At 41.9% G+C, this 23,231-nt stretch carries 28 protein-coding genes; 13 read left to right on the top strand and 15 right to left on the bottom strand.

Annotated elements, in window-relative coordinates; translation table 11 throughout:
• Together AABK40_RS19040 and AABK40_RS19035 are read right to left on the bottom strand one after the other, a co-directional pair.
• Complete coding sequence (locus AABK40_RS19040; protein ID WP_338398984.1) at nucleotides 1–1,242, bottom strand: hypothetical protein; 1,242 nt, start codon at nucleotides 1,240–1,242, stop codon at nucleotides 1–3.
• 66 nt (nucleotides 1,243–1,308) lie between these two features.
• Nucleotides 1,309–2,037 (bottom strand): SOS response-associated peptidase, encoded by a 729-nt coding sequence (locus AABK40_RS19035; protein ID WP_338398983.1) that lies wholly within the window; start codon nucleotides 2,035–2,037, stop codon nucleotides 1,309–1,311.
• Nucleotides 2,038–2,232: 195 nt separating this feature from the next.
• On the opposite strand from AABK40_RS19035, the gene AABK40_RS19030 reads away from it, so the two are divergent.
• Nucleotides 2,233–2,574, top strand: a complete 342-nt coding sequence (locus AABK40_RS19030) for a hypothetical protein (protein ID WP_338398982.1) — start codon at nucleotides 2,233–2,235, stop codon at nucleotides 2,572–2,574.
• 13 nt (nucleotides 2,575–2,587) lie between these two features.
• On the opposite strand, the gene AABK40_RS19025 is transcribed toward AABK40_RS19030, so the two are convergent.
• The 7 genes from AABK40_RS19025 to AABK40_RS18995 form a co-directional block, all read right to left on the bottom strand.
• Entirely contained in the window at nucleotides 2,588–3,754 is a 1,167-nt protein-coding gene (locus tag AABK40_RS19025) for a MalY/PatB family protein (RefSeq protein ID WP_338398981.1), read from the bottom strand.
• 7 nt (nucleotides 3,755–3,761) lie between these two features.
• Nucleotides 3,762–4,868: an AI-2E family transporter gene (locus AABK40_RS19020; protein WP_338398980.1), complete on the bottom strand. Its 1,107-nt coding sequence runs from the start codon at nucleotides 4,866–4,868 to the stop codon at nucleotides 3,762–3,764.
• Nucleotides 4,869–5,005: 137 nt separating this feature from the next.
• The gene (locus AABK40_RS19015; protein WP_332920239.1) at nucleotides 5,006–5,464 is read right to left on the bottom strand and encodes a DUF937 domain-containing protein; all 459 of its coding nucleotides are present in this window, start codon (nucleotides 5,462–5,464) and stop codon (nucleotides 5,006–5,008) included.
• A gap of 19 nt (nucleotides 5,465–5,483) precedes the next feature.
• Complete coding sequence (locus tag AABK40_RS19010; RefSeq protein ID WP_332920238.1) at nucleotides 5,484–5,891, bottom strand: DUF4332 domain-containing protein; 408 nt, start codon at nucleotides 5,889–5,891, stop codon at nucleotides 5,484–5,486.
• 162 nt (nucleotides 5,892–6,053) lie between these two features.
• The gene (locus tag AABK40_RS19005) at nucleotides 6,054–6,686 is read right to left on the bottom strand and encodes a Crp/Fnr family transcriptional regulator (protein WP_338398979.1); all 633 of its coding nucleotides are present in this window, start codon (nucleotides 6,684–6,686) and stop codon (nucleotides 6,054–6,056) included.
• Nucleotides 6,687–6,771: 85 nt separating this feature from the next.
• Nucleotides 6,772–7,398, bottom strand: a complete 627-nt coding sequence (locus tag AABK40_RS19000; RefSeq protein ID WP_332920236.1) for a hypothetical protein — start codon at nucleotides 7,396–7,398, stop codon at nucleotides 6,772–6,774.
• A 20-nt stretch (nucleotides 7,399–7,418) separates the two neighbouring features.
• Nucleotides 7,419–8,201: a DUF4136 domain-containing protein gene (locus AABK40_RS18995; RefSeq protein WP_332920235.1), complete on the bottom strand. Its 783-nt coding sequence runs from the start codon at nucleotides 8,199–8,201 to the stop codon at nucleotides 7,419–7,421.
• Nucleotides 8,202–8,536: 335 nt separating this feature from the next.
• Between AABK40_RS18995 and AABK40_RS18990 the strand changes: the two genes are divergently transcribed.
• Entirely contained in the window at nucleotides 8,537–9,610 is a 1,074-nt protein-coding gene (locus AABK40_RS18990) for a ThiF family adenylyltransferase (protein ID WP_338398978.1), read from the top strand.
• Nucleotides 9,611–9,621: 11 nt separating this feature from the next.
• Nucleotides 9,622–9,834 (top strand): zinc ribbon domain-containing protein, encoded by a 213-nt coding sequence (locus tag AABK40_RS18985; protein WP_338398977.1) that lies wholly within the window; start codon nucleotides 9,622–9,624, stop codon nucleotides 9,832–9,834.
• Between the two features lie 56 nt (nucleotides 9,835–9,890).
• Here AABK40_RS18985 and AABK40_RS18980 read toward each other — a convergent pair whose 3' ends face one another.
• Nucleotides 9,891–10,178 carry a hypothetical protein gene (locus AABK40_RS18980; RefSeq protein ID WP_332920233.1) on the bottom strand — a complete coding sequence of 96 codons (288 nt, stop codon included), beginning with the start codon at nucleotides 10,176–10,178 and terminating at the stop codon, nucleotides 9,891–9,893.
• Nucleotides 10,179–10,536: 358 nt separating this feature from the next.
• On the opposite strand from AABK40_RS18980, the gene AABK40_RS18975 reads away from it, so the two are divergent.
• Nucleotides 10,537–11,826, top strand: coding sequence for a citrate synthase (locus AABK40_RS18975; protein WP_332920232.1), 1,290 nt, complete (start codon nucleotides 10,537–10,539; stop codon nucleotides 11,824–11,826).
• A 46-nt stretch (nucleotides 11,827–11,872) separates the two neighbouring features.
• On the opposite strand, the gene AABK40_RS18970 is transcribed toward AABK40_RS18975, so the two are convergent.
• Together AABK40_RS18970 and AABK40_RS18965 are read right to left on the bottom strand one after the other, a co-directional pair.
• On the bottom strand, nucleotides 11,873–12,361 hold the full coding sequence (locus tag AABK40_RS18970) for a GreA/GreB family elongation factor (RefSeq protein ID WP_338398976.1): 489 nt from the start codon (nucleotides 12,359–12,361) through the stop codon (nucleotides 11,873–11,875).
• A 57-nt stretch (nucleotides 12,362–12,418) separates the two neighbouring features.
• A complete protein-coding gene (locus AABK40_RS18965; RefSeq protein WP_338398975.1) occupies nucleotides 12,419–13,726 on the bottom strand; it encodes a DUF5723 family protein in 1,308 nt (435 codons plus the stop codon).
• 281 nt (nucleotides 13,727–14,007) lie between these two features.
• Between AABK40_RS18965 and AABK40_RS18960 the strand changes: the two genes are divergently transcribed.
• The 7 genes from AABK40_RS18960 to dinB all read left to right on the top strand — a co-directional run bounded on the left by AABK40_RS18960 (nucleotide 14,008) and on the right by dinB (nucleotide 19,454).
• Entirely contained in the window at nucleotides 14,008–14,553 is a 546-nt protein-coding gene (locus AABK40_RS18960; RefSeq protein ID WP_338398974.1) for a hypothetical protein, read from the top strand.
• A 170-nt stretch (nucleotides 14,554–14,723) separates the two neighbouring features.
• The gene (gene eno, locus AABK40_RS18955) at nucleotides 14,724–16,004 is read left to right on the top strand and encodes a phosphopyruvate hydratase (RefSeq protein WP_338399082.1); all 1,281 of its coding nucleotides are present in this window, start codon (nucleotides 14,724–14,726) and stop codon (nucleotides 16,002–16,004) included.
• Nucleotides 16,005–16,126: 122 nt separating this feature from the next.
• A complete protein-coding gene (locus tag AABK40_RS18950) occupies nucleotides 16,127–16,474 on the top strand; it encodes a hypothetical protein (RefSeq protein ID WP_338398973.1) in 348 nt (115 codons plus the stop codon).
• Between the two features lie 90 nt (nucleotides 16,475–16,564).
• Entirely contained in the window at nucleotides 16,565–16,903 is a 339-nt protein-coding gene (locus tag AABK40_RS18945; RefSeq protein WP_338398972.1) for a hypothetical protein, read from the top strand.
• Complete coding sequence (locus tag AABK40_RS18940) at nucleotides 16,873–17,427, top strand: YceI family protein (RefSeq protein WP_338398971.1); 555 nt, start codon at nucleotides 16,873–16,875, stop codon at nucleotides 17,425–17,427. Before AABK40_RS18945 ends, AABK40_RS18940 begins: the two co-directional genes overlap by 31 nt.
• Nucleotides 17,424–18,308, top strand: a complete 885-nt coding sequence (locus AABK40_RS18935) for a DUF5777 family beta-barrel protein (RefSeq protein WP_338398970.1) — start codon at nucleotides 17,424–17,426, stop codon at nucleotides 18,306–18,308. Before AABK40_RS18940 ends, AABK40_RS18935 begins: the two co-directional genes overlap by 4 nt.
• 57 nt (nucleotides 18,309–18,365) lie before the next feature.
• Nucleotides 18,366–19,454, top strand: a complete 1,089-nt coding sequence (gene dinB / locus AABK40_RS18930) for a DNA polymerase IV (protein ID WP_338399081.1) — start codon at nucleotides 18,366–18,368, stop codon at nucleotides 19,452–19,454.
• A 17-nt stretch (nucleotides 19,455–19,471) separates the two neighbouring features.
• Here the strand turns inward: dinB and AABK40_RS18925 are convergent, their stop codons facing one another.
• A complete protein-coding gene (locus tag AABK40_RS18925) occupies nucleotides 19,472–20,431 on the bottom strand; it encodes a DNA-processing protein DprA (protein ID WP_338398969.1) in 960 nt (319 codons plus the stop codon).
• An 84-nt stretch (nucleotides 20,432–20,515) separates the two neighbouring features.
• On the opposite strand from AABK40_RS18925, the gene AABK40_RS18920 reads away from it, so the two are divergent.
• Both AABK40_RS18920 and AABK40_RS18915 read left to right on the top strand, forming a co-directional pair.
• On the top strand, nucleotides 20,516–21,403 hold the full coding sequence (locus AABK40_RS18920) for a ChaN family lipoprotein (RefSeq protein ID WP_338398968.1): 888 nt from the start codon (nucleotides 20,516–20,518) through the stop codon (nucleotides 21,401–21,403).
• Nucleotides 21,403–21,762 (top strand): DUF1801 domain-containing protein, encoded by a 360-nt coding sequence (locus AABK40_RS18915; RefSeq protein WP_338398967.1) that lies wholly within the window; start codon nucleotides 21,403–21,405, stop codon nucleotides 21,760–21,762. The genes AABK40_RS18920 and AABK40_RS18915 overlap by 1 nt, the downstream gene beginning before the upstream one ends.
• 119 nt (nucleotides 21,763–21,881) lie before the next feature.
• Here the strand turns inward: AABK40_RS18915 and AABK40_RS18910 are convergent, their stop codons facing one another.
• Nucleotides 21,882–22,526 carry a hypothetical protein gene (locus tag AABK40_RS18910; protein ID WP_332920220.1) on the bottom strand — a complete coding sequence of 215 codons (645 nt, stop codon included), beginning with the start codon at nucleotides 22,524–22,526 and terminating at the stop codon, nucleotides 21,882–21,884.
• Between the two features lie 50 nt (nucleotides 22,527–22,576).
• Complete coding sequence (pncA, locus tag AABK40_RS18905) at nucleotides 22,577–23,206, bottom strand: bifunctional nicotinamidase/pyrazinamidase (protein WP_338398966.1); 630 nt, start codon at nucleotides 23,204–23,206, stop codon at nucleotides 22,577–22,579.
• Between the last annotated feature and the right edge of the window lie 25 nt (nucleotides 23,207–23,231).

Here is a 23,231-nt window from a genome sequence, read left to right as displayed (position 1 = left end):
TTATGCCTTCAACCAATTAGTATTTTCTATTCTTTCTGATTTAGATTTTCGTGGGTCACGCGGTAAAATCACACCATAACGCAAGGATTCATACACTTCAGTAATACCCGTAAAGAACATCCTGTCCTCATACATCAAAGCCATTTTACAGAATATTTTCACCCGATCTTCCAAACTTCCATTCGTTTCGAAAGGGAAGGCCAATAAAAATTGAAATAAATCTGTATCGCCCTTAAAAAACTCCTGTTGTAACTTAAAGTAATTGATCCGCGCTTCTTTTACAGCCGTAGTATCTAACGCTTTCTTCGCCATTACCCCAGATTTACTGCTGTTCTGCCGCGCCCGATGTCGGAGTTTATTCGCTACCTTGCTGATAATCGCATGCCCTTGATCCGATCGAAGAAATTCAAGGCTTGGGGGCGTCGAAATAAAAAGACGAGGAGCAAAGAAGAGCCCCTGCTGTTGCTGGATCAGCGCTTCCACATTACTCCGCTTTTCGAGCTCAAAAAGATCCTTCAGTCGCTTAACTTCCTGCAATTTCCGATGAACCGCCTGCATGGCCTGAATTCTATTCAGGTACCCTACGATTTCCTGTGAAAGTTCCCGCAGATTGACTTTGGCATCGCGTAAATAATCGTAGCGCAATTCTACCGAAAGTCTGTTGAGCATCTCATCATTCGCTTCCTGAAAAAACACCCGGTTCTCCAACAGGTCTTCGATACCTTCGATCAGTTTGCGGAGCTTCACCGCCTTATTATTATGCTCAGAAATTTTGATCTCTTTAACCTTCGGGTTCACCTCGGTTTTATAGTCCATTTGAACCTGTTTGCCCAGATCAATCACATTCCTTTTGACCACCCGCCCGAGCGAACTCATCGCCTTTTTTACTTTTTGCAAAAAGACTTCCTTTCGTTTCCAGGCATTTTCCTCCTGAAAAAGTCGGATATTTAGGGCAATAGCACCAATTTTTTCATCGACCTCATAGTTCTGAATATCCTCATTAACTTCCAGGAATCGCTCGAGAAAGGATAAAATCCGATCATCCAAATAGAGCCATTCGTCCCTTTTGACCAATATACTTTTGGCAATCATACGGTGAAGAAATCGTTCATCACCTTCGAGCAAATCGGCCAATACATCAAACCGCCCGTGCTTATTCACAAAGAGGTAATTGATGATCAGACGCTCCCGTTTGCCACCTATATCACGTAATAGTTGTTCCGCTGATTGAAATGCAGGCACCTTGCTTTTTTTCGTAAAAGATTAAATTTGCGCTCAAAAATACAAGAAAAAAATGAAAGGCAAGCATTAAAACAACCGACCTTGCTTAAATGCTAATGCGGGGTAATCTACCCGATCGGTTGCTGTGGCCTCATTTACAAATCTACCCTGTTGTTGCCTCAATTTTACTGAATGCGCTTTCATCGGCCCGTCATAAGGTAACAGCAACGATTTCAGGGTTTTCTGACTGCTCTCAGGGGCCATCCATGCAGATAATTGATCATCCTTCAGAATTAAGGGCATACGCTGTTTGGTATTGTGAATTTTAGACATCAATGCATTAGCCTGAACGGTGACTATCGAAAAAGTCATATCCTTCTCATTTGTTGATATTTTTAGTGGATCATGACTGAAAATTCCTGCCATCGGAATGATTGGCCGCTCGGGACAATGAATAAAAAATGGGTATTTATTTTTGCCAACGGCCTGCCATTCAAAAAATCCTGTCAGAAAAACCAAGCATCGCCGGTTGACCATCGATTCCGAAAAAGCGGGTTTCTGGAAAATACTTTCTGCACGTGCATTCAGGGTGCTACTTTTCATGCTCATCGCTTGATCAGGGCTTTTAACCCACTCAGGCACCAATCCCCAGCTTGCCAATTGCAAAACACCCTGATGGGTGGTGATGGGTAATTGCGGAAAATCAAAGCCTGACTGATGATGAATTGGCGGAAAATGAAAGCCCAGGGGAATACTTAAATCAAACTGATCGCTGATCTGTTTTCCGTTGGTATTGACATTAACATGGTAACACATAAAACGATAATTCTAATGGACTTTTTAGCTGACAAAAGCAGTAAACCGCATGGGATATTAAAAGGATATGAAGATCGAATTAATTTAAAGCATTTTTAATATCTACTTGCAATAAAGGTAAAAAATAGACAACAAAAACTTGATCTTGATCGTCCTGACTACGTAATATCTAACATAGAAGTAATAAAGAAACAGATGCTGGATTTAAAATCAAGGAAAGTCGTTAATCAAATGCTGAGCAAGTTATCTGAAAAATATTCAGATCTTAATGGTCAGATATATCATCAGTCGAATTCCTGCGTCATCAAATTAAAACGCCAAGGGCAAAATAATGCAAATATCGAAATCAATTTCAATGGAAACATTGCTTCGATTATCGATACTATTGAGGTGCAAGGGCCAACTTGGTTATTGAACAAAGAATTACAGCGCATAAAACTCACAGGCAAATATTGGGATTTTGATGTGATTGATTATTACTATAATGAATCCATTTTTAAGCCGTCCATTTGCCTGATTGTTAAAAAGCCCGCCTGACCATCCTGTCAGATTAATTGCTGAATACTTTCTGAATTCTACTCAGGGCACTGAAGACTTCCGCTCTCCGGACGGCAATATTTATCCGGTGAAAATTTTCTCCTTCAGCCCCAAAACTGCTCCCATGATTTAAGCCCACCCTGGCTTCTTCAATCAATTTTTTCCGCACTGCTTTTGGATCCCCACAAGCCGAAAAATCCAGCCACACCAAATAGCCTGCTTCAGGTTTCATCATTTTTACCTGAGGTAAATTTTCCTGAAAAAACACCTCCATTTGCGCAATCGTTTCCTCCAGATAAAGCTTCAATTCTTCGAGCCACCCGCTCCCAGACCTATAGGCTGCCGATGTGGCCTCCAGTCCAAAAACATTACTGATAAAAAGGTGCGTCATGGACAACATTTTATCAAACTTTCGACGAAGAGTGTCCGATGAAATGATGGTGTAGGCACAGGTTAAACCTGCCAAATTGAAGGTTTTGCTCGCCGATGAACATGTTACGGTAATCTCGGAAATTTGCGGACTGATTTTCGCAATGGGCTGATGTTTTCTTCCGCCCAACGTGAGGTCGGAATGAATTTCATCAGCAATAATTAACACCTGATGCTGAGCACAGATTTCTCCCAGCTTTGTCAATTCCGATTTGGTCCACATTCTTCCCGAAGGATTGTGTGGATTACAAAGCAAGAGCATCTTTGTTTTATCGGTAATCACCTTTTGCAAATGATCAAAATCCATTTCATACCTGCCATTATTGAGTATCAATGGATTTTTGACCACGTTCCTGCCAACGGATTCAATGACATCAAAAAAGGGAAAATAAACGGGAGGCTGCACAATGACTTCGTCTGAAGGCGCACTGAACGAAAGTACAGCCGTCAGCAGTGCAGGCACCACACCAGGCAATCCACTGACCCACTCCGGGGCAACTTTCCACTGATTTTGTTTCCACTGCCAATCACATACCGATGCCTTGAAGTCATCATCGGCAAATGGGTAGCCATATACGGCATGCGCTGCCCGCTTCACAATCGCATTGTTAATGGGTTCGGCAACTTCAAAATCCATATCAGCAACCCATAGCGGGTCGATATCTTCGGTTCCGAAATAGGCTTTTCTCAAGCCAAATTTCACATTATTATAAGGTTTGCGATCAACAATTTTGTCAAAATCAGTGTTCATGCTCACGTCAGTTTAAGGTTTCGATAGGGTTGGGCAAATGAATACAATCGGTCTCCTCGGGGCTTTCCATCAGCTTAATCAATACCTCAGAGCCTGGAATCATGGAGATCAGCATTTTCAAAATCACCATTAACGGAACGGAAAGCAACATTCCTGTAATTCCCCAAATATATCCCCAAAAGACCAGTCCGAAAATAACCGTAACAGTGTTGAGCGATAATTCCTTACCCTGCAATTTTGGTTCAAGAATGTTTCCACAGAAAAACTGAATGGTTACAATTAAGCCGGAAAAAATCAGGAGAAACAGGGATGATTCTATCTGTACCAAGCCTAAAAGTACGGGCGGAACCGTGGCGATGATGCTTCCGATAGAAGGAATAAAATTCAGTGTAAAGGCCAAAAATCCCCAGAAAACTGCGAAGTCCACACCAAAGATCACACAGGCCAGCCAAACCAAAACGCCCGTCAACAAGCTTACCTTGGTTTTCACTTTGATATAGGTAACAATGGCTTTTTGCACTTTGAGAAATTGTCGGGAGAAAGCACCTGCCTCATGTACCCGCTCTTTCTCACTCCGCTGGAGTTGATTAAAGTAGGAGGTGTACTTCTGCGATCCTCCCAACAACGCCAATAAATAAAGCAACATAATGACAAAGGCGGAGGAAAAATCACCTACCGCATTAACAAGCACTTGGGCACTGCTCCATATTTTTTCAAAAGAAATAAACTTGGAGACTTCCTCAACAATACCCGAGGTGTTGAAATCATGCAAACCAGGAACCTTATTCACCGTTTCAACCATTCCCTCCATTTTCGCACCGATCTGGTTGAAATATTTCTGCCGTTCTTTCCCAAACTGAGTGCCTGTTTTGATTACTACCGCACCGAAAGAAACGATAAAGGTCGTTAAAATCAAGACAATCAATGTTACCGAAACAACGGTGGGGAATTTCCATTTGGTAAAAAGATCCATAATGGGCTGAAACAGGATGGCCAAAAACAGGGCAAGCACCAATGGAACAAATATAGAGGAAAGCATGGTTAGGATACCCGCAATCACTACCACGGTCAAGATAATGAGGCAATTGCGGATAATTCGGAGGTTTTCTTTCATGTAGTCTAAGATTAATCCTCAAAATTAATAAAATATCATCCTAATAGTACATTTCAGTATAAAAACCTTGTCCACTCCTTCAGTATCAAACAAAAAAAATGGGCCTCTCCACTGAAAGACCCATTTTTTTTGAGTTCCTATTTCCCGAACAATCCGCCGAGTAAGCCCTTGGCCTGATCGATGATCCCTCCGCCACCGCTTCCGCCTGCAATCATGGACATTAATCCTGAAGCATCCTGAGAATGTTCCGAATTTCGGAATTTCGAGGAAATGAGATTGATGACAAAAGGAATGGCCATATTTGCAACATTGGAAGCAACACCGGTGCTTACCCCCAGCTGATTGGCCACCTTGCCACTTAAATTGGCAATCATCCCCGAAACCATCGGGTGGGAATTGCTGACGTCCTCCTTCTGCGTAAACATCGAAATCATTTCAGAAGTATTACCACTCGAAATATTGTCTTTCAATCCTTCCATCAAGCTTTCGCCACTTAATTTTGCCGCTTCGCTGGCTTCCGAAGGACCAAGATTAGACTGTGTTTTCAGCATATCCTGTAGCGGTCCTCCGACCATATTCATTATTTTATCTATCATGATTCAATGGGATTGACGATTAATGAGTAACCACCGCATCAAGACCTTTGGCCTGATCGATGAAACCTTCTACTGATGACAAGGAAGGGATGGCTCTGGTTAACTTTTTCTCTTCATTAACCTCGGTCAGTTTACCGTGCAAATTATTGGCGTTACGGTTACGCAATTCTTTCACCGTATCAACACCAGAAGCTTTCAGTAATTCCGCGAATTGGCCAGCGATCCCTTTGATTCTGAAAAGGTCTGCCATATTCACCCATGCGAGAATCTTTTTCTCTTCAACGCCAGTCGTTTTTGCTATTCTTTTCCGACCGCTTCTTGAAGAGCCTTCCTCTAACAATTTTTCCACGGTAGTAATTCCTGCCGCTTCGAGTTTCTTTGCATAGGCAGGTCCAATTCCTTCAATTTGGGTGATTTTCTTACTCATTTTGATTAGTTTAAATTAGTAAAACACTAAAAAACTAACCGCTGCCACTTCCCAATAGTTCAATATTTGCTACAAAAAGCACCTGCTCATTTCATTATAAAGGAAAAAGGGCTAAACAATCAAATACATTGACTAACTGAATCGTGAAATAATCCCAAACGATCAGCCGAGTAAGGTTACTTTGTTGCGACCGAGGGCTATTTGTCCTTCTTTTTCCAAGGCTTTAAGGATTCGGCTGACGACCTCTCTTGAGGTTCCGAGATCCTGTGCTATTTCACCATGGGTAATTCTGAGGGTTTGCGCCTCTTTTATTTTGGCTTTTTCATGTAGGTAGGTGGCAATGCGTTCATCCATTTTTTTAAAGGCCAATAGATCAACCGCTCCCAATAGTTCTTCAAACCGATTCTGATAAGCCTGAATTACGAATTGCCTCCAGGAGGAAAAACGGCGCATCCATTCATCCATATAAATAACAGGCAACATTAATATTTCTCCCTGATCCTCCATAGTGGCACGTATGCGACTTTGCGCATTCCCCATGCAACAGGTTAGGGACATCGCACAAGTTTCCTTGGCATTCACATAATATAGAAAGACCTCTTTGCCGTCCTCATCTTCCCGAACAATCTTCACTGAACCGCTAAGAATGATAGGCATCGATCGGATATGCTGCCCATAATCCATCAGGACATCTCCCTCATTGACGGCCACCAGCGTCGCATGCTGCGCAATTTCTTCAAGCAATGCTTTTTCAAAAATTCCTCGAAATTGATTAATCACTGTTTCCTTTACCATATACCAAATTTAAAAAAAATATGGACAGGTTCAGAAAAAAGCCCCAATCAAAAAAATTGAAAGGGGCAAAAACAGATTGGTAATCTTAGAATCGATGGGTAATCCCTATACCGAAGTTGTAATAATTTATTCCACTTGAATCATAGGCTTTATGATTAATGAAATTGTATTGCATTCGTACCGTGGCTCCCCAATCTGAAGTTCCGCCGAAGGGAATGTAAACCCCTACTTCAGGCGCAACACTGAATGCCCAGCCATTGTACTGATCTCCTGTGGACAACATCCCGTAGTCGGTTCTTTGTTCGACATAAGATCCCCCCATGGCCAAACCGACATAGGGCTGAATCAGACCATCACGGTTGAAGTAATAACTTGCCGTCACCTGAAGGTTCATCATGTTCAGGTAATTGTATTTATTGGCATAGATGTCACTTCCCTGCCCATTATCGTAAATTCCTCGGCCATAATCCTGGAAGAAATTGTCGTAAGACAAACGCCCCCCGATGGCAAGGCCTTTGTAAACAAAGCCCGCCCCTTCTACGGAGAAGTTACGATAGCTGCCATCGTCCACAAAATTACTGGTACCACCAGCAGGCATCCCCATGTTATAGCCAAGGGTAAAGAAGCCATTATCGTAGAATTGTGCATGTCCGATTTGGCTCCCCAAAAGACATATCATCAGTGCTGAAAAGAAAACTTTAATATTTTTCATCGTGATATTGTTGAAGTGGATTAACGGTCGGTTTTATTAATATCCATATATGGACTCATCTCAAAGGCTTCGTTCATTCCTCGGGCAAGTCGTTCCTCATTGTATTCGCTATTGCGTGAGAGTACGCCCTGAATGATACCCTGCCATCTGAAATCTACCTCATGACCATCCTCGGCCATCTTGCCTGCAATCTCCATTTTGTCTTTGTTGGTCGCAGTGCCATTTTCCTCCTCAAAGGCAGCGAGACGTTTTTTGAATTCCTCTTCAAACAAATCATGGCTGTGGGCATCCACTTTGTCGATCATCATACTCCCGACAGTGTACTGGTAGCTATAAGCCCCACTCCACCACGGATACCAACCGCCCCACATTGGCGGATAAGGGAAGCCCCAGCCCCCCCAATATCCAGGGTAACCCCACCACCATGCGCCACCACCTACTACGGTATTGGTGTTTTCCTGCAAAGCAGCAATCAGGTAAAAATCGGCCTCTTGCCCCTCAGCAGCATAGTTGTAACCCAATTCCTCAAAGCCTGTAATCAGGCGGGAACTGATTTTGACAGAATCAGATTTAGAAAGCTGATCATCATCTTTATCGCTGAGGATACCGACGGATTTAATTTTGAAGGTTTGATAGGTGTTTTCATTGCTGTAAAATTCAGCATCATAATAGGTGAGCGTAACGTCTTGCTCATCAACATACGTTGGTCCTTGATGATTACACGACATCATCGAAAAACTCATTGCGATCACCACCATCATGGAAGCGATACGCGACAGGGGATTCTTATAATTGGTTTTCATTGTTGATATTGTTTTACATTCACCTGTAATAGGGAAAAAGGCAAATGAAAACCCTATTGAAAACCCTTAAAATTTGGCTTTTTATAATTATCATATCTATTTTTAAGTTCAAAAAACAACCCTAACCACTAATATTCAAACATTTAGCCACTTCTCTAAAATTGATGACGATCTAAAACCTGATTAAAAATAATGCGCCTGTTCCTGACCTCAGCCAATCAATTGATTGAAATCAAAGCAGTAATTGGTAATGATCAAACATAAATTCATTGATAATTAATAATTTTTTGACGAATATCGGGTTGATAAATCCAAAGCAAAAGCACCTATTCTCCATGAAAGAAACAATCCCTACCCGATATAGCCGCCAGACTATTCTTCCGCAAATAAAAAAAGAGGGGCAACTGCAATTAATGGCCGCAAAAGTGTTAGTGATTGGCGCAGGAGGTCTGGGCAGTCCCGTTTTGACCTATCTGGCAGCAATGGGCATTGGCCATATTGGCGTAGTGGAATTCGACCTGGTCGATGAGACGAACCTCAACCGACAGTTTATTTATAGGGCTGCGGATAAGGGTAAGAAAAAGGTGGATGCGGCAAAAAAAATCCTGACTGAACAAAATCCGCTTGTAAACTGGGAATTCCACGACCTGTATATAAATCGCGATAATGTCATTGAGCTCATCATGCCATACGATATCGTAGTGGATGGATCGGATAATTTTGATACCCGCTACCTGTTGAACGACGCCTGTATTTTGGCCGATAAGGTACTGGTCTCTGGCGCCATTCATCAGTTCCATGGTCAGGTATCGGTATTTAATTATCAGCAAGGCCCCACCTACCGTTGTATTTTCCCTCAACAACCCGAAGCGCAATCCGCCCCAAATTGTGCTGAAGCTGGAATTATGGGCGCCACGGCAGGTGTAATAGGTTCGCTTCAGGCCATGGAGGTGGTAAAAGTCATCTGTGGTATTGGAGAGGTGCTCAGTGGTAAGCTTTTGCTGATTGATCTTTTACACCATGATCAACAACTTATTCAGTTTAAACTCAATCCCGAAAACAGGACTGTGAAATCTTTGCCTTTTCCCAAAGAAGAAAGGTGCTTCATACCGGCAGAGGGGGATCAATTTGAGGACTCCCCAGCAAACTGGAAAACAAAGTACCCTGAAGGAATCTTATTAGACATTAGAGAGGATTATGAACAAGAGGAATTTCCTGTGGAAGGATCCCATCATGTTCCACTCAGCACTTTGCCGGATTATTTCAAAAATAATCAGACTAAATCGCCCATGTTAGTTTTTTGCCAAAATGGCATAAAAAGCAAAACAGCTTGTTTGTGGATAAAGGAAAACTACCCAAGCCTGACGGTCAGCGAATTAGCAGGTGGCATAGATAAATATCAAAACTAAAAACAAAAATTATGAGCAAACCTGCGATAAATTATGAATGCCCTAAGTGTAAAAATCGCACCTATGACGTTGGCGAAATCAGAACTACAGGAGGGTTTTGGAGTAAGATTTTTGACGTTCAAAACAAAAAGTTTACCCATGTTACCTGTAAACGCTGCGGATACACCGAATTTTTCAAAGGCAGTACCAGCATGCTCAGTTCGATGTTTGATCTATTCACATAAAAAAATCCCTACGTTACATTACTAACGTAGGGATTTTTTCGCTTTCAGGCTGATTTTTACAATTCCTCACCCATCAAGTTCTCCATCAGGTGTAAATTGTATCGGGCACTTGGCAGCCCCTTAATACTATCGATAGCATTTAAATTGGCTGATCCAACTGCCGCCTGCACCAACTGCCTGACCTCTGAATACATATCCCAGTCGATAAATTCTCCCTGAAAATGATAGACCACTTCAAGCATTTCCCCCCTGCTTAAAACCTCTACCTGATTAATTCTTGGATGTGTACTCAGTGTTTGCTTTAATTCCGAAATATTGATCCGATGACGACAGAGGGTTTCCATAATTTCTTGGGGGCTTAGTGAAAAATAATTATCCGTTCCAATAAGGAAAAAAAAAGATTCAACCCCAAAACTTATTCCTTCGACTACGAATTTCATAAGTAATAAAAATGCGAAAAAAATAAAATATTAAAGCATCGCTGTTAAATAGTTCGATAATATGACTTTTTTTAAGAAAAAATGCTGATTTTTTAAAAAATATAAGGGGTTTTTCATTCTATTTTTCAAATCTCTTACTAAATTAGGTAGGACAAATGATAACCCTAATATAAAGGAGGATATTATTATTACAGCCATAACTGTGATTCTGATTTCGCTTTTGTATTCATTGATAACTTTAACTTTTAAATTAAGATCACCTATGTCAACGTTTGCTGAATTAATCCTTGATGGACAATCTTATGAGTTTCCGGTGGTAGAAGGAACACAAAACGAAAAAGGTATAGACATTAGTACCCTTCGTTCCAAAACCGGTTACATCACGTTAGACTATGGGTTCAAAAACACAGGATCCACACAAAGTGCTGTTACTTTTCTGGATGGAGAAAAAGGAATTTTAAAACACCGCGGCTATTCCATTGAAGAGCTTTGCGAAAAATCAACCTTCTTAGAAGTTGCGAACCTATTGATTTACGGCAACCTGCCAAATAAAGCGCATTTGGCCTCTTTTACCGAGAGCATTAAAGGTTACCAGTTAGTGCATGAAAACTATCGGAAAATTTTGGAAGGATTCCCTTCTCATACGCACCCGATGGGTATTTTATCTGCATTGGCTACTACTTTAAATGCCTTTCACCCAGAAGCATTGGACCCACACCGTCCGAATGAGCAGGTTGATCTTTCAATTCAAAAATTGATGGGTAAATTGCCTACCTTTACTGCCTGGGCTTATACACATGCTAAAGGTATTGCACACAATTATCCAAAAAGTGGTTTAGGTTATGTGGAGAATTTCTTGCACATGATGTTCTCTACAAAGTTGAAGGAGTATGAGATCGATCCTGTGATTGTTCGTGCTTTAGAAAAGCTATTGATTTTGCATGCAGATCACGAGCAAAACTGTTCCGCTTCAACGGTACGTATTGTTGGTTCTTCGAATGCAAGTATTTATGCCTCGGTTGCTGCAGGTATTAATGCGCTTTGGGGACCACTTCATGGTGGAGCCAACCAGGGGGTTATTCAGATGTTGGATGAAATTCAGGCTGATGGTGGAAATGTTGAGAAATACATCAATAAAGCCAAGGATAAAGATGATCCTTTCCGCTTGATGGGCTTTGGTCACCGCGTATATAAAAACTTTGACCCTCGTGCGAAAATCATCAAGAAAGATGCTGATGCTGTATTGGCTAAATTAGGGGTAAGCGATCCGATTTTGGATATCGCTAAGAAACTTGAAGAAACAGCACTTCAGGACAGCTACTTTATCGAGCGTAAATTATTCCCGAATGTCGATTTCTATTCTGGAATTATCCTTAAAGCGATTGGTATTCCTACTTTGATGTTCCCTGTAATGTTTGCAATGGGTCGTCTTCCAGGTTGGATTGCACAATGGAAAGAAATGAGAGAGAACAAAGAACCAATCGGTCGTCCTCGTCAGATTTACACTGGTAATACTGATTTAGAGTACAAGCCTATTGAAATGAGATCATAAAAAATCACAAAAAAAGGGTTATCGTTCTTCTCGATAACCCTTTTTTTTATTGATATGGCTCGTATTGTACTGCCTGAATATGGAAAACCCGTAATCCTCCTGGCGTATTGACTTCCACCTTATCCCCTAACTTTTTATACATCAGGGCATCTCCAATGGGTGAGGCGACACTGATTTTACCATTTTTAAGGTCTGTTTCATCTGACCCCACCAACTGATAAACCATACTCGTTCCATTCGGTAAACCGAGTTTCAGATAAGCCCCAAAGACCACCTTACCCTCTTCCGCAGGTGCAATAACGGGACGCACCTCTACGGACCGCAATCGCTTACGCAAAAAAGCAATTCTGATATCGATTTCTCGCATTCGCTTTCTTCCATAAATATACTCGGCATTCTCCGATCGGTCTCCCATCGCTGCTGCCTCGGCCACAGCCTGTACAACTGCGGGGCGATCAATTTTCCACAATTGATCCAATTCACTTTTCAGAACCTCAAAACCAGCTTCTGTAATATAACTTTTATAGGCTTTCATTTTATCAACTCATTTAACCCACAAAATTACAGTTTAAGTCTAAAAGATCAAGGGAAGTTATTCATCTTTGCCAAAAAGCAGATTCAACCCAAATCCAACCGCCTGTTGCTTTGCAGTTTTGTAATGAAATATGCCAGGCAGATCATCCACAGTAGCAACCAATTGCACAGGTCCCGCCTGTACCCTAAAACCAACACCCAACTGCGCCAGCTTTTCATTGCTGCTCGTTACATTGGCATGCACTGTCATTCCTTTCCCCACATAATAATTATAACCGATCGTCCCTGCTATATCCCAATCTGTTTGAAAAAGTGTATTGACCAACAAAGCAGAAACCTGATGCCTTTCTGTTAAATTATAAATAGCATAGGTATAATTCATCGCTGGCATATTTTCCCAATAGGCTTTGGCTTTGGTCGTATCCGAAACAACGACATCGCGAATTCCATCTTCGAGAGTTTTGTAATAGGTTACAGCCTCCAATACCGTCCCCGGAGTTTCATAGACATTGTCAGAAATAGTAAAATTAAGCCCGTTACTTTTCCAATGAATTCTACCCAGGTCCACAAACGATGTCCCCACCTGAAGATCATCGCTCACATTATACTGCACCGCAATATCAGCCCCAAAGCCCCTATTATCAGAAATATCAAAACGATCCTGTGATCCTTCGGAAAAATCATAGCCTGCAGAGCGCACTCCCGCCTGATTAAATTGAATACTTGCCCGATTGACACTTCGATCAACCGTTGCAACACCTGAAAAATTATCAGATTCAATCTGCCCTATTCCCTGTAAATATTTAGCTCGGAAACCTACTTGCCATCGGTCATTAATCTTAATGGCATCGCCCAAAGCAACTTCCACATAACTTAACCCTCGAAACTGAACATCATCAAACTCATAAACCCCATCATCCAATTCTAAATTTTCCGCCAAAGCCAGCAATAGATCACCATCCATGGAAAAATATCCGAAAGCTCGGGCCGCTACACCAAAATTGATAAAATGCTTTCCTGTCTTAAAGCCTACATTCATCAGGCCAGCCCGTGCATTCACCTGACCGCGGTAATCTTCCATACCAGACTCTATTAGATGTTCCAGTTCAAAGGTTACTGAGGTCCCGTCAAAAATAAAAAGATCGTTGGCGTTCACGGTAGCATCGTAACCAATGCTAATCCGATTCAAAGCTGGAACCCCAATCATCACTTTTTCTGCTGGCTGCCAAGCTGGATTGAATTGCAACCCATAAGCAGAACGCGTTGGATCCAGCAGGAATCCCGTTTGATGCCATTGCGCCAAACCGCGGATCGGCGACCAAAGAATAAACAAAATCACGAAGAATAATAAGGAGACTTTTTTCATACCTAATTAAAGTCTTTTTTATCCCTTGGGGATTACCGCTGTGTGCTTAAACACCACTCTAACCGCCCATTAAAAAAAATAAATGACCAAAGTGATGTTTTTCACTATTTTTGGAATGCTTTTCGCTATTTAATGAAGCAGGAGGTTGGCTATATTTGATAAAAACCGATAGTAGATTTCCATAAATTCCTAAAAACTTATACTTTTGTAACATCTACTTTTTGATGGGAAATGCACACTGCCTTTAATTTTATATTAGCAATCCCATAAATAAATTCATTATGTTCAAACAGATTTTTTACCCATTTTTATTCGTAGCGATTATCATCAGTGGACTTACCTCTTGCCTTTCGGGAGAAAATGGCGGGTATTCACAAGCTCCGACACCTTTTGAGTCCGATTCTATTACCATTAATGGTGATGCGCCAGACTTCAACTCCATCATTGTGGTCAACAATGATTCTTCATGGTATTCTTCAAACCGTGGATATTACAAAAGCTTTGAAGTGACTGAAATTTCAGCAGCCTGGTTAGGCGACACCCTTGCAGCTTCAACTTTTGAAGGAGGGAAATTGGTATTCTCCTCAGGGTTTGAACAAACAGAATTGGCCACGATTGACACCGACTTCTTTGCTGAAAAGAAATCTCATAGCCTTAATGTTAGTGAAGAAGATCTGGAAAAACTGGCAAATACGATGAATAACAATAAGGTGAAGGCGATTCCTTTTTACTTCCAGGGTCAATTGACCGCTGGTGAAGAAATTGAAGAAGGAAAAGAACCAAAGGCACCCATTAGAGTCGTGCTTAACGTCAAGGTAACTTTCTAAAAAAAACACTATTTAATAATTGCGGAAGCCGATCAATAAGATCGGCTTTTTTTATTACATAAGATATTAATTTGAAGCTCGAACGGCTTACTTTAATAACTTGCTGATCTCGAAACAATCCAAATTTATTGACGGTTAAACTCATGAACATTATAACCAAGATCAATATGATGACGATTGCGAAAATTTTGGGACAGGAAGTCCTTGACTCACGAGGAAACCCAACTGTAGAGGTCCATATATTTTTAAACAGTGGAATAGTGGGCAGGGCAATTGTGCCTTCAGGGGCATCTACAGGCGAAAAAGAAGCCGTTGAGCTCCGTGATGGCGAGAAGCGCTATGGCGGAAAAGGGGTACGCAAAGCAGTTGCTAATGTCAATGATGTGATTGGTCCCGCATTGGAAGGGATGAACATTACAGACCAACGAGCAATAGATTACAAAATGATTGAACTCGATGGCACAGACAATAAAGGGAAACTTGGTGCTAATGCGATTTTGGGCGTTTCTTTGGCGGCAGCTCATACCGCTGCGGCGGCCTTGGGCATTCCTTTATATCGTTATATTGGTGGCGTGAATTCTGCTATTTTGCCCGTGCCCTGTATGAATGTTATCAATGGCGGTGTACATGCACAAAATTCGGTGGATTTTCAGGAATTTAAGATTGCTCCTCACAATGCGCCAGATTTTGAAACTGCCATTCAGATAGGAGAAGAGTGTTTCCATGCACTGAAGCAAGTGCTTCACGATAAGGGTCACAATACAGGCGTGGGTGATGAAGGCGGTTATGCGCCCGATCTGAAATCAAACGACGAGGCGGTAGAGTTTATCCTTCGCGCGATTGAGAAAGCGGGTTACACGCCAGGTGATGATGTATCGATTTGCCTGGATCCCGCCACCTCTGAAATGTACAAAGATGGAGGCTATTTCTTTTTCAGCAGTACAGAGGAAACCAAATCTGCAGACGATATGGTGAGATTATGGGAAGACTGGATGAATAAATACCCGATCGTACTACTCGAAGATGGACTTGGCGAGAATGACTGGGAAGGATGGAAAACACTCACGGATACACTTGGCGATAAAGTAGAGCTGGTTGGAGATGATATTTTCTGTACAAATCCCGCAATTTTACAACAAGCCATTGATAAAGGTATCGGGAACTCCATTTTGATTAAACTAAACCAAATTGGTACACTTACAGAAACTTTGGAAACCATTGAACTGGCTAACCGAAATAATTATAACTGCTATGTGTCCCATCGTTCTGGAGAAACAGAAGACACCACTATTGCTGATTTGACGGTCGGTATAGGTTGTGGGCACTTAAAAACAGGCTCTGGTTGTCGTTCAGAGCGTGTTGCCAAATTTAATCAGTTATTAAGAATTGAAAGAGAACTTGGAAGTGCCGCTAAATACGCAGGTATTGGCGCCTTCAAAAATGTAAAGTAAAAAAGGATAAGTTCATTATATCACAAAAAGAGCCTATTGGAATAGGCTCTTTTTATTTGCGCTAAAATTACTTCAAACACCTAAACCTTACATGGGTATTTCAACTTATTTCTATAAAACATATGTTGAAATATTGCTCATTTATCTTCCTGTTCAGTTTGATTTTCTCCGCTTGCACTGACGAGCCTAACGTTGTGCCGACCTGTAGATCGAATATTGAATTGACCTATAATATCAAAGCAAGTACGACGACCAATAGTGAAGATGGGGCCGTTATTGTTACCAATATTGAAAATGGACAACCGCCCTACCAATTAGCTATGTTTGCCCAAAACGACAGCAGTCAAATCAGAAAAATTTTGAACTTGCAGCAAGTTTCAGCAGGTCAATACCAATTGGTGGTTGAAGACGCCTTAGGCTGTGACACTTCCTTCGATATTGAAATTCCAGCAAATCAAATTATCGAGTAAAAAGCACATCAAATTTTGGGCTGATCGTTTTCCCTATCAAAAATTTCATCCTAACTTAAGACTGTAGAATGTCACCTTAATCTCGACCTTATGAAATACAGTCTTATTTTTATTTTTTCCACTGCATTGATTTTTGCCGCCTGCCTATCTGAAAAAGAAGAAACCCTTCCTGAGAAAGATTGCCCTGAGGCCATTACCTTTAGTGGTGGGGTTGATCAAATCATTAATACCAACTGTGCCGTGCCAGGCTGCCATGTGCCTGGGGCCGTTCCTCCATCTTTAAAAGGATACGATGAAGTTAATTCGCATACCAGTAATATTGAAAAACGAATTAACGGAGAAGGGGCCATCATGCCACCATCAGGAAAATTACCTCAAGCGACCATAGATTCTATTTCATGCTGGATACAAAATGGAAAATTGCGATAATCGTCTGTTGGGCGATATTCTCGATGCAGCAGCATGCCTGCGCTCAAAAAATACGTGCCACTCAAATGGTGATTTCCTTTTATTCGAAAGCGCCATTGGAGGACATCGATGCGACAAACAATCAAGGTGTCTCGGCCATTGACATGGCAACATCAAAAATTGCTTTCGTTGTCCCTATTATCGGTTTTGAGTTTAAAAACGGGCTGATGCAGGAACATTTCAATGAAAATTATCTTGAATCTGACCAATACCCCAAAGCAACATATGCAGGGGATTTAATTCATTTTGATCCTGAAAAAAAAGGCGTGCAAAAGGTCAGTACGAAAGGAGTCCTGACCATCCATGGCCAAAGTCAGTCTATTGAAGCAAAAGGCACCATGGAACGTAAAGGCTCGGAGTGGCACTTAATATGCCAATTTTCTGTAAAGCTCGAAGATTATGACATTGAAGTTCCAAAATTAATGTTTCAGAAAATCGCTGAAACCATTTCCATCGATCTACAAGCCACCTACCCGCTCCAATGAAAACCATCAGCACTGTTTTTTTACTTATAATCAGCCTCACCTTCAACTCGTTTGCTCAGGCGGACTTACTTGCAGAACTGGAAAACAGCCAAGATACGGCACCAGCGCCCGTATTCAGCACCTTTAAAGGTACAAAAATTATTAATGGGCAATCGGTGGAAACGCGCAAGGCTGGCAACCTTGAATTTTTGATTGAGCATCGTTTTGGAACCCTGAACAGTGGGGCTACTGAGTTTTTCGGACTCGATCAAGCACAAATACGGCTCGGACTTTCTTACGCGATTACCGACCGACTCACCATGGGAATCGGCCGCAGTTCCTTCAATAAAATCGTCGATGGCTATTTAAAATTCGCTTTGAAAAAACAATCAGATCGATTTCCCCTCTCAATGACGCTTTTTACCAACATGGGCGTCAAGACTTTTCAGCCTTCAAGTGAAGAAAATCTTTCGGTTTTGCAGCGAAGTGCTTTTGCCCATCAGCTCCTGATCGCGCACAAATGGAATTCAAAATTTTCTTTTCAGCTCAGTCCTACTTGGGTGCATGAAAACCGAATCAGTGCCGCAGACAATAGTAATGATACTTTCTCAATAGGTTTTGGGGGCAGGTACAAACTTAACAAAAGAACCGCCCTTGTGGCAGAATATTTCCTGAATGTCAATAACCGCGAAAACCTCAATAAATATGATGCACTTGCCATAGGGGTAGATATTGAAACAGGCGGCCATGTATTCCAAATTCACCTGACCAATGCGCAGCAGGTGATCCCACAGGGGTTTATTACTGATACACGTGGGAATTTCTGGGAAGGGGACATTCACCTTGGCTTCAATATCTCCAGAGATTTTGGACTTGGGAAAGCAAAAAAGAAAAAATGGTGATTTGTGAAAGGCTAAAATTTGACGTAATTTCCCCCTTCAAAATTAGCAAATACCACCATTTCAAGAAAGATCATACATATTGATTTAGACGCCTTTTACGCTTCCATCGAACAACGTGACCACCCAGAATACAAGGGAAAACCACTTGCTGTGGGAGGTTCCCGAGAACGTGGGGTTGTGGCGGCAGCAAGTTATGAAGCGCGAAAGTTTGGGGTTTTCAGTGCCATGCCTTCAGTTATTGCTTCCCGAAGGTGCCCCGATCTTATTTTTGTAAGACCACGGTTTGAGGTCTATCAGGCTGTTTCGAAACAAATCCGTAAAATTTTTCATAAGTACACGCCACTGGTGGAACCGCTTTCATTGGATGAAGCTTACCTTGATGTTACCGAACCGTTAATAGGCCCTCCCTCTGCCACACTTATTGCGGAAATGATCAGGAATGAAATTTTCGAAGTTACAGGTCTAACTGCATCGGCGGGAATTTCCTATTGCAAATTCTTGGCTAAAGTTGCTTCAGACATTAACAAACCCAACGGAATGTACATCATTCAACCCGATGCGGCGGTCTCTTTTCTTGAGCGATTACCCATCAAAAAATTCCATGGCATTGGTAAGGTTACCGCAGAAAAAATGAAGGAGATGGGCATTTCTACAGGATTTGACCTGAAAAATTATACCCAAAAACAGTTGGTCAGAAAATTTGGGCGTGCAGGGGCGCACTTCTATCGTATTGTTCGCGGTGATGATCAACGCCCTGTAATTCCAGATCGCGTTCGCAAATCCATTGGTGCAGAAAACACCTTTAACAGCGATTTATCACACCATGATGAACTCCTGGATCAGCTCTACAAAATATGTGAAACTGTTTGGAAAAGGGCGCTCCACAGTAATGCTTCTGGAAAAACCATTACCCTGAAAGTTAAATTCCATGACTTTAAACAAATCAGCAGAAGTAAATCCCTGGATCATTATGTAAAATCAGAAAAGGAATTGCGAGAGCAGGTACTGAAACTCTTTTTCGGTGCTGAAGAAGATTATGAACCAATCAGGCTGATGGGGGTCAGTATCTCCAACCTCAACATTCCTGATGAGCGGTTTAACAAGCAACTTCAAATCCCTTTCAAGCATCGGTTTCATCACAAATAGCAATACTGCCAAGCTTGCTAAATTCGGCTTAATTGCGCGCACCGCCGCTTAATCTGACGGTCAAACCGAACAATATCTTCCCCGTTTCGCAATGGCAACCATCCACGGTTTTCCACCAATTCCACATTGCCCTGAAATGTGGGGGATTGTGCATAGCCTTTCGAAGCATAATTCGGATGACTGTGGGCATAAATGGCCGCCTTGGGTTTCAAAAACTCATCGGCATAAGTGGCAGTATGCATGGTACCCGATGCCAATTCACTTTCGATCACCACCATCCCCGCACTGATGGCCGCCATCAACCGATCACGTTCCCGAAAATTCGACTTCTGAACCTTACTGCCCACCGGGTACATGGATAAAAGACAGCCTCCTTCTTTGGCGATCTTCATTGCCAAACCTGCATGTTCATTAGGGTAAATATTCTGAACATCGGAAGGTAAAACGGCTATCGTCGGACGCTGGTGTTCAAGTGCCAAACGGTGCGCTATGGCATCGCAGCCCAAAGCCAAACCTGAAATTATGGTGTAATCAAACTCCTCAATCAAATATCGACCAATTAACTGCTCCCCTATTCGCTTACCAAAATCCGAAGGGCTGCGCGAACCAATCACGCCTACTCCCAACTCATTAAGGCAGCTTAACTCACCCTTGGCATACAAAAAAAATGGGGCACCGTCCACATGTCGTAATAATGGTGGAAAATAAGGGTGATGATGATCCAATATGGTGATTCCTGCAGCCTCAGAGCGATCCAAGATCTGATCAGACGCATCCAGGGCCTGTTGTACATCTTTAACACTGATATTTCTAAGCCGACTATTTTGGCGTTTCAAGTTGGCCACCACCTCTACATATGCACGTTCATTAGGGAAATCCACATCATTTTCTGCAAGGTATTTTTTTGCTGCCGTCATGGTCACGTAGCCTACATTAGCACAAAGGGATAGCACAAAAAGATGATAATCAAAATCCATAATTTGAGTCGCTTTTCAGGTCAAGTACTGTAAAGAATAGTTATATTAGACCAATTATAATCAAAAAAATAACCTGAAACCCACATGAAGAAAATATTTTTTTTCACCAAAGGCATTTCACTCGCCTTGATCTTCCTACTCTGTACAAACCAATCTTTATTTGCACAAAAAGACAATGACGCATTTCAGTGGTTCACTGCGCAGGGGAAAAAAACAAGCTATAAAAAATTGATCAAGTCCCTTCAGTCAGCCGATGTTGTGCTTTTCGGTGAACTCCATAATGACCCTATTGCTCATTGGCAACAAAACAGGGTGGCACACGCCCTGCAAAGCCCTGACTATAAGTTAAAATTGGGATTTGAAATGTTGGAGCGCGATCAGCAGTTGATCGTTTCGGAATATCAGCAACAACTTATTTCAGAAAAAAACTTTACTGATCAGGCACGCTTGTGGCCTAATCAGCCCACAGATTATCAGCCCTTAATGCGTTGGGCCCGAGAAAATAAAATCGAACTTATTGCCACCAACATTCCAAGGAGATATGCTTCGTTGGTCTATCGAAAGGGTTTGGAAGGACTGGAAAGCCTGTCTTCGGAGGCGAAAACACTCCTGGCCCCTCTACCGATCAAAGTTGATACAACACAGCTTCAGTATCGAAAAATGAAACAGATGATGGGGCAGCATGGTGGGTATAACATCGTTTATGCGCAGGCGGTAAAAGATGCGACAATGGCCTATTTTATAGCGCAACAGCTTGACAAAAACACGAAATTCATCCACTTCCACGGAAGTTATCATTCTGATTTTCACGAAGGCATAACCACCTACCTGAAAGCACTTTCTCCTGAATCAAAAATTATTACAATTGCGACAGTCAAACAGGGGGAATTAAAAAAATTGTCAGAGGAGCACTTAAACCAAGCAGATTATGTATTGGTGGTAGCTGATGACATGACCAATACCCACCAATAATGGGAAGTGTTCACGTAGATCACTGGATTGCACAAAGGCCTGCACCACAGCGGCAAATGTTTGAAGAGCTTCGGTATTTGATTAAAAGTCAATCGTCCGATATTTCTGAAAAAATCAGCTGGTCCATTCCTTTTTTTTATTTCAATGGGCCATTGTGCTATCTAAAGCCCGATGCTGAAGGGGGAATTGCCGTCAGTTTTATGAAAGGGTACTTGATGGATCAGACCGAATTTCCGCTACTTGAACAGCAAGGCAGAAAACAAGTGAGGTCAATACTCCTTCAATCTGTAGAAGAAATCGCATCGTCGAATTTAGAAATTTATTTGCAGGTGGCAATGTCCCTAAATGCTGAAAAATAAATGGGAATCAGATTGATCAAAAGCAAAAAAGCCAGTTGATGAGTGGTGGACTGCAACGGAATAAAAAATTCATGGCGCAGCATCATTCATCAGCCAGCTTACTTTTTACAAATAGCCCTTTATCGAGCCAAGTCAATACTCACCCCTGCCCCCGCTTGGTATAAATAGCCATGGGTATAATCACCAATAATCCGTGCCTGAACAGCAGTATGGTCACTGACCTTCCAGGAAACAATGGCAATATAGTTGGTCCAGTCCCACACTTCACGTACCCACTGATACTCTGGCTCCGATGCCAATACGACCGTCAAACGGTTAATATTCAGTGGAGCAATAAACACACACGCCCAGCCGAGCTGAGAAACCATCGCACCCCGCTGCAATACTTCTCCCGTTTCTTCAGAAACTTTTGTAGCCGTGGTAAAATTATACCCTGACCCGATAGATCCCGCAAAAAGGAAGTGCGACGTCAGTGGCAAATAATAATCGATATAACCGACCAAAGCATTTTTTAACCCAAAGGACTCCTCCATCCGAAGGTTCAGCGGGCTGTTCCTTAATTTATAATTCTGTTGCAACCAAAGGCGATAATTGCCATCTGCATTAAACTTGGGGAAAGCATGATATACCAGCGTATTCATGCTCCAATCGCCTATTTTCGTGCTTTCCGATACAGGCTTAAAACCATCCTCACTATTTTGCCCTCTCCCTTGAAGTGGAAAAAATAAACATGCTACCAAAAGTAGCCCAACTACATACTTCATTCTAATCGTTAATCAAATAATGTGCAAGAATACACTAAAAAATAAACGATTTAAAGCATTTTCTCATTTATCAATAGTTCAGAAAGGATTATTGATGCCCCTTTACTTTTCATTTCCTCAATAGAACGCTCGCCATCCTTTGCATCTAAATTTACTGCCCTTACGGCATCGGCTATCAAAACGACCTCATACCCTAATTTTAGGGCATCAAGCACAGAGAACTTAACACAATAATCGGTGGCCAGACCCGCCACAAACAGCTTTGTTACCCCATTTTCCTTTAATTCCTGATCCAGCCCCGTGGCGTGCCGATGACCGTTATCAAAAAATGCACTGTAAGAATCCACCTTTACGTCTTGTCCTTTTTGAACAACTGCCGTAAACTTGTCAGTAGGCAAATCGCTATGCAATTCCACCCCTGCGGTACCCTGTACGCAGTGGTCAGGCCAAAGTACTTGGGGTAAACCATCGAGATTGATGACCTCACCAATTTGTTTCCCTTGGTGCTGAGAGGCAAAACTGCGATGATCAGCAGGGTGAAAATCCTGAGAAGCGAAGATCAAGTTAAACTTTGGGAACAATTTTTGTAACACAGGCAATATCTCATTTGCATTCGGCACGGCTAAAGCTCCGCCTTGCAGAAAGTCGTATTGAATATCAATTAATAATAATGCATTCATATTGATGAGCAATTGATTAAAAACA

Origin of the sequence: Persicobacter psychrovividus (genome assembly GCF_036492425.1) — a bacterium.
Classification (GTDB): domain Bacteria; phylum Bacteroidota; class Bacteroidia; order Cytophagales; family Cyclobacteriaceae; genus Persicobacter; species Persicobacter psychrovividus.
This window is presented reverse-complemented; position numbering and strand designations above follow the sequence as displayed.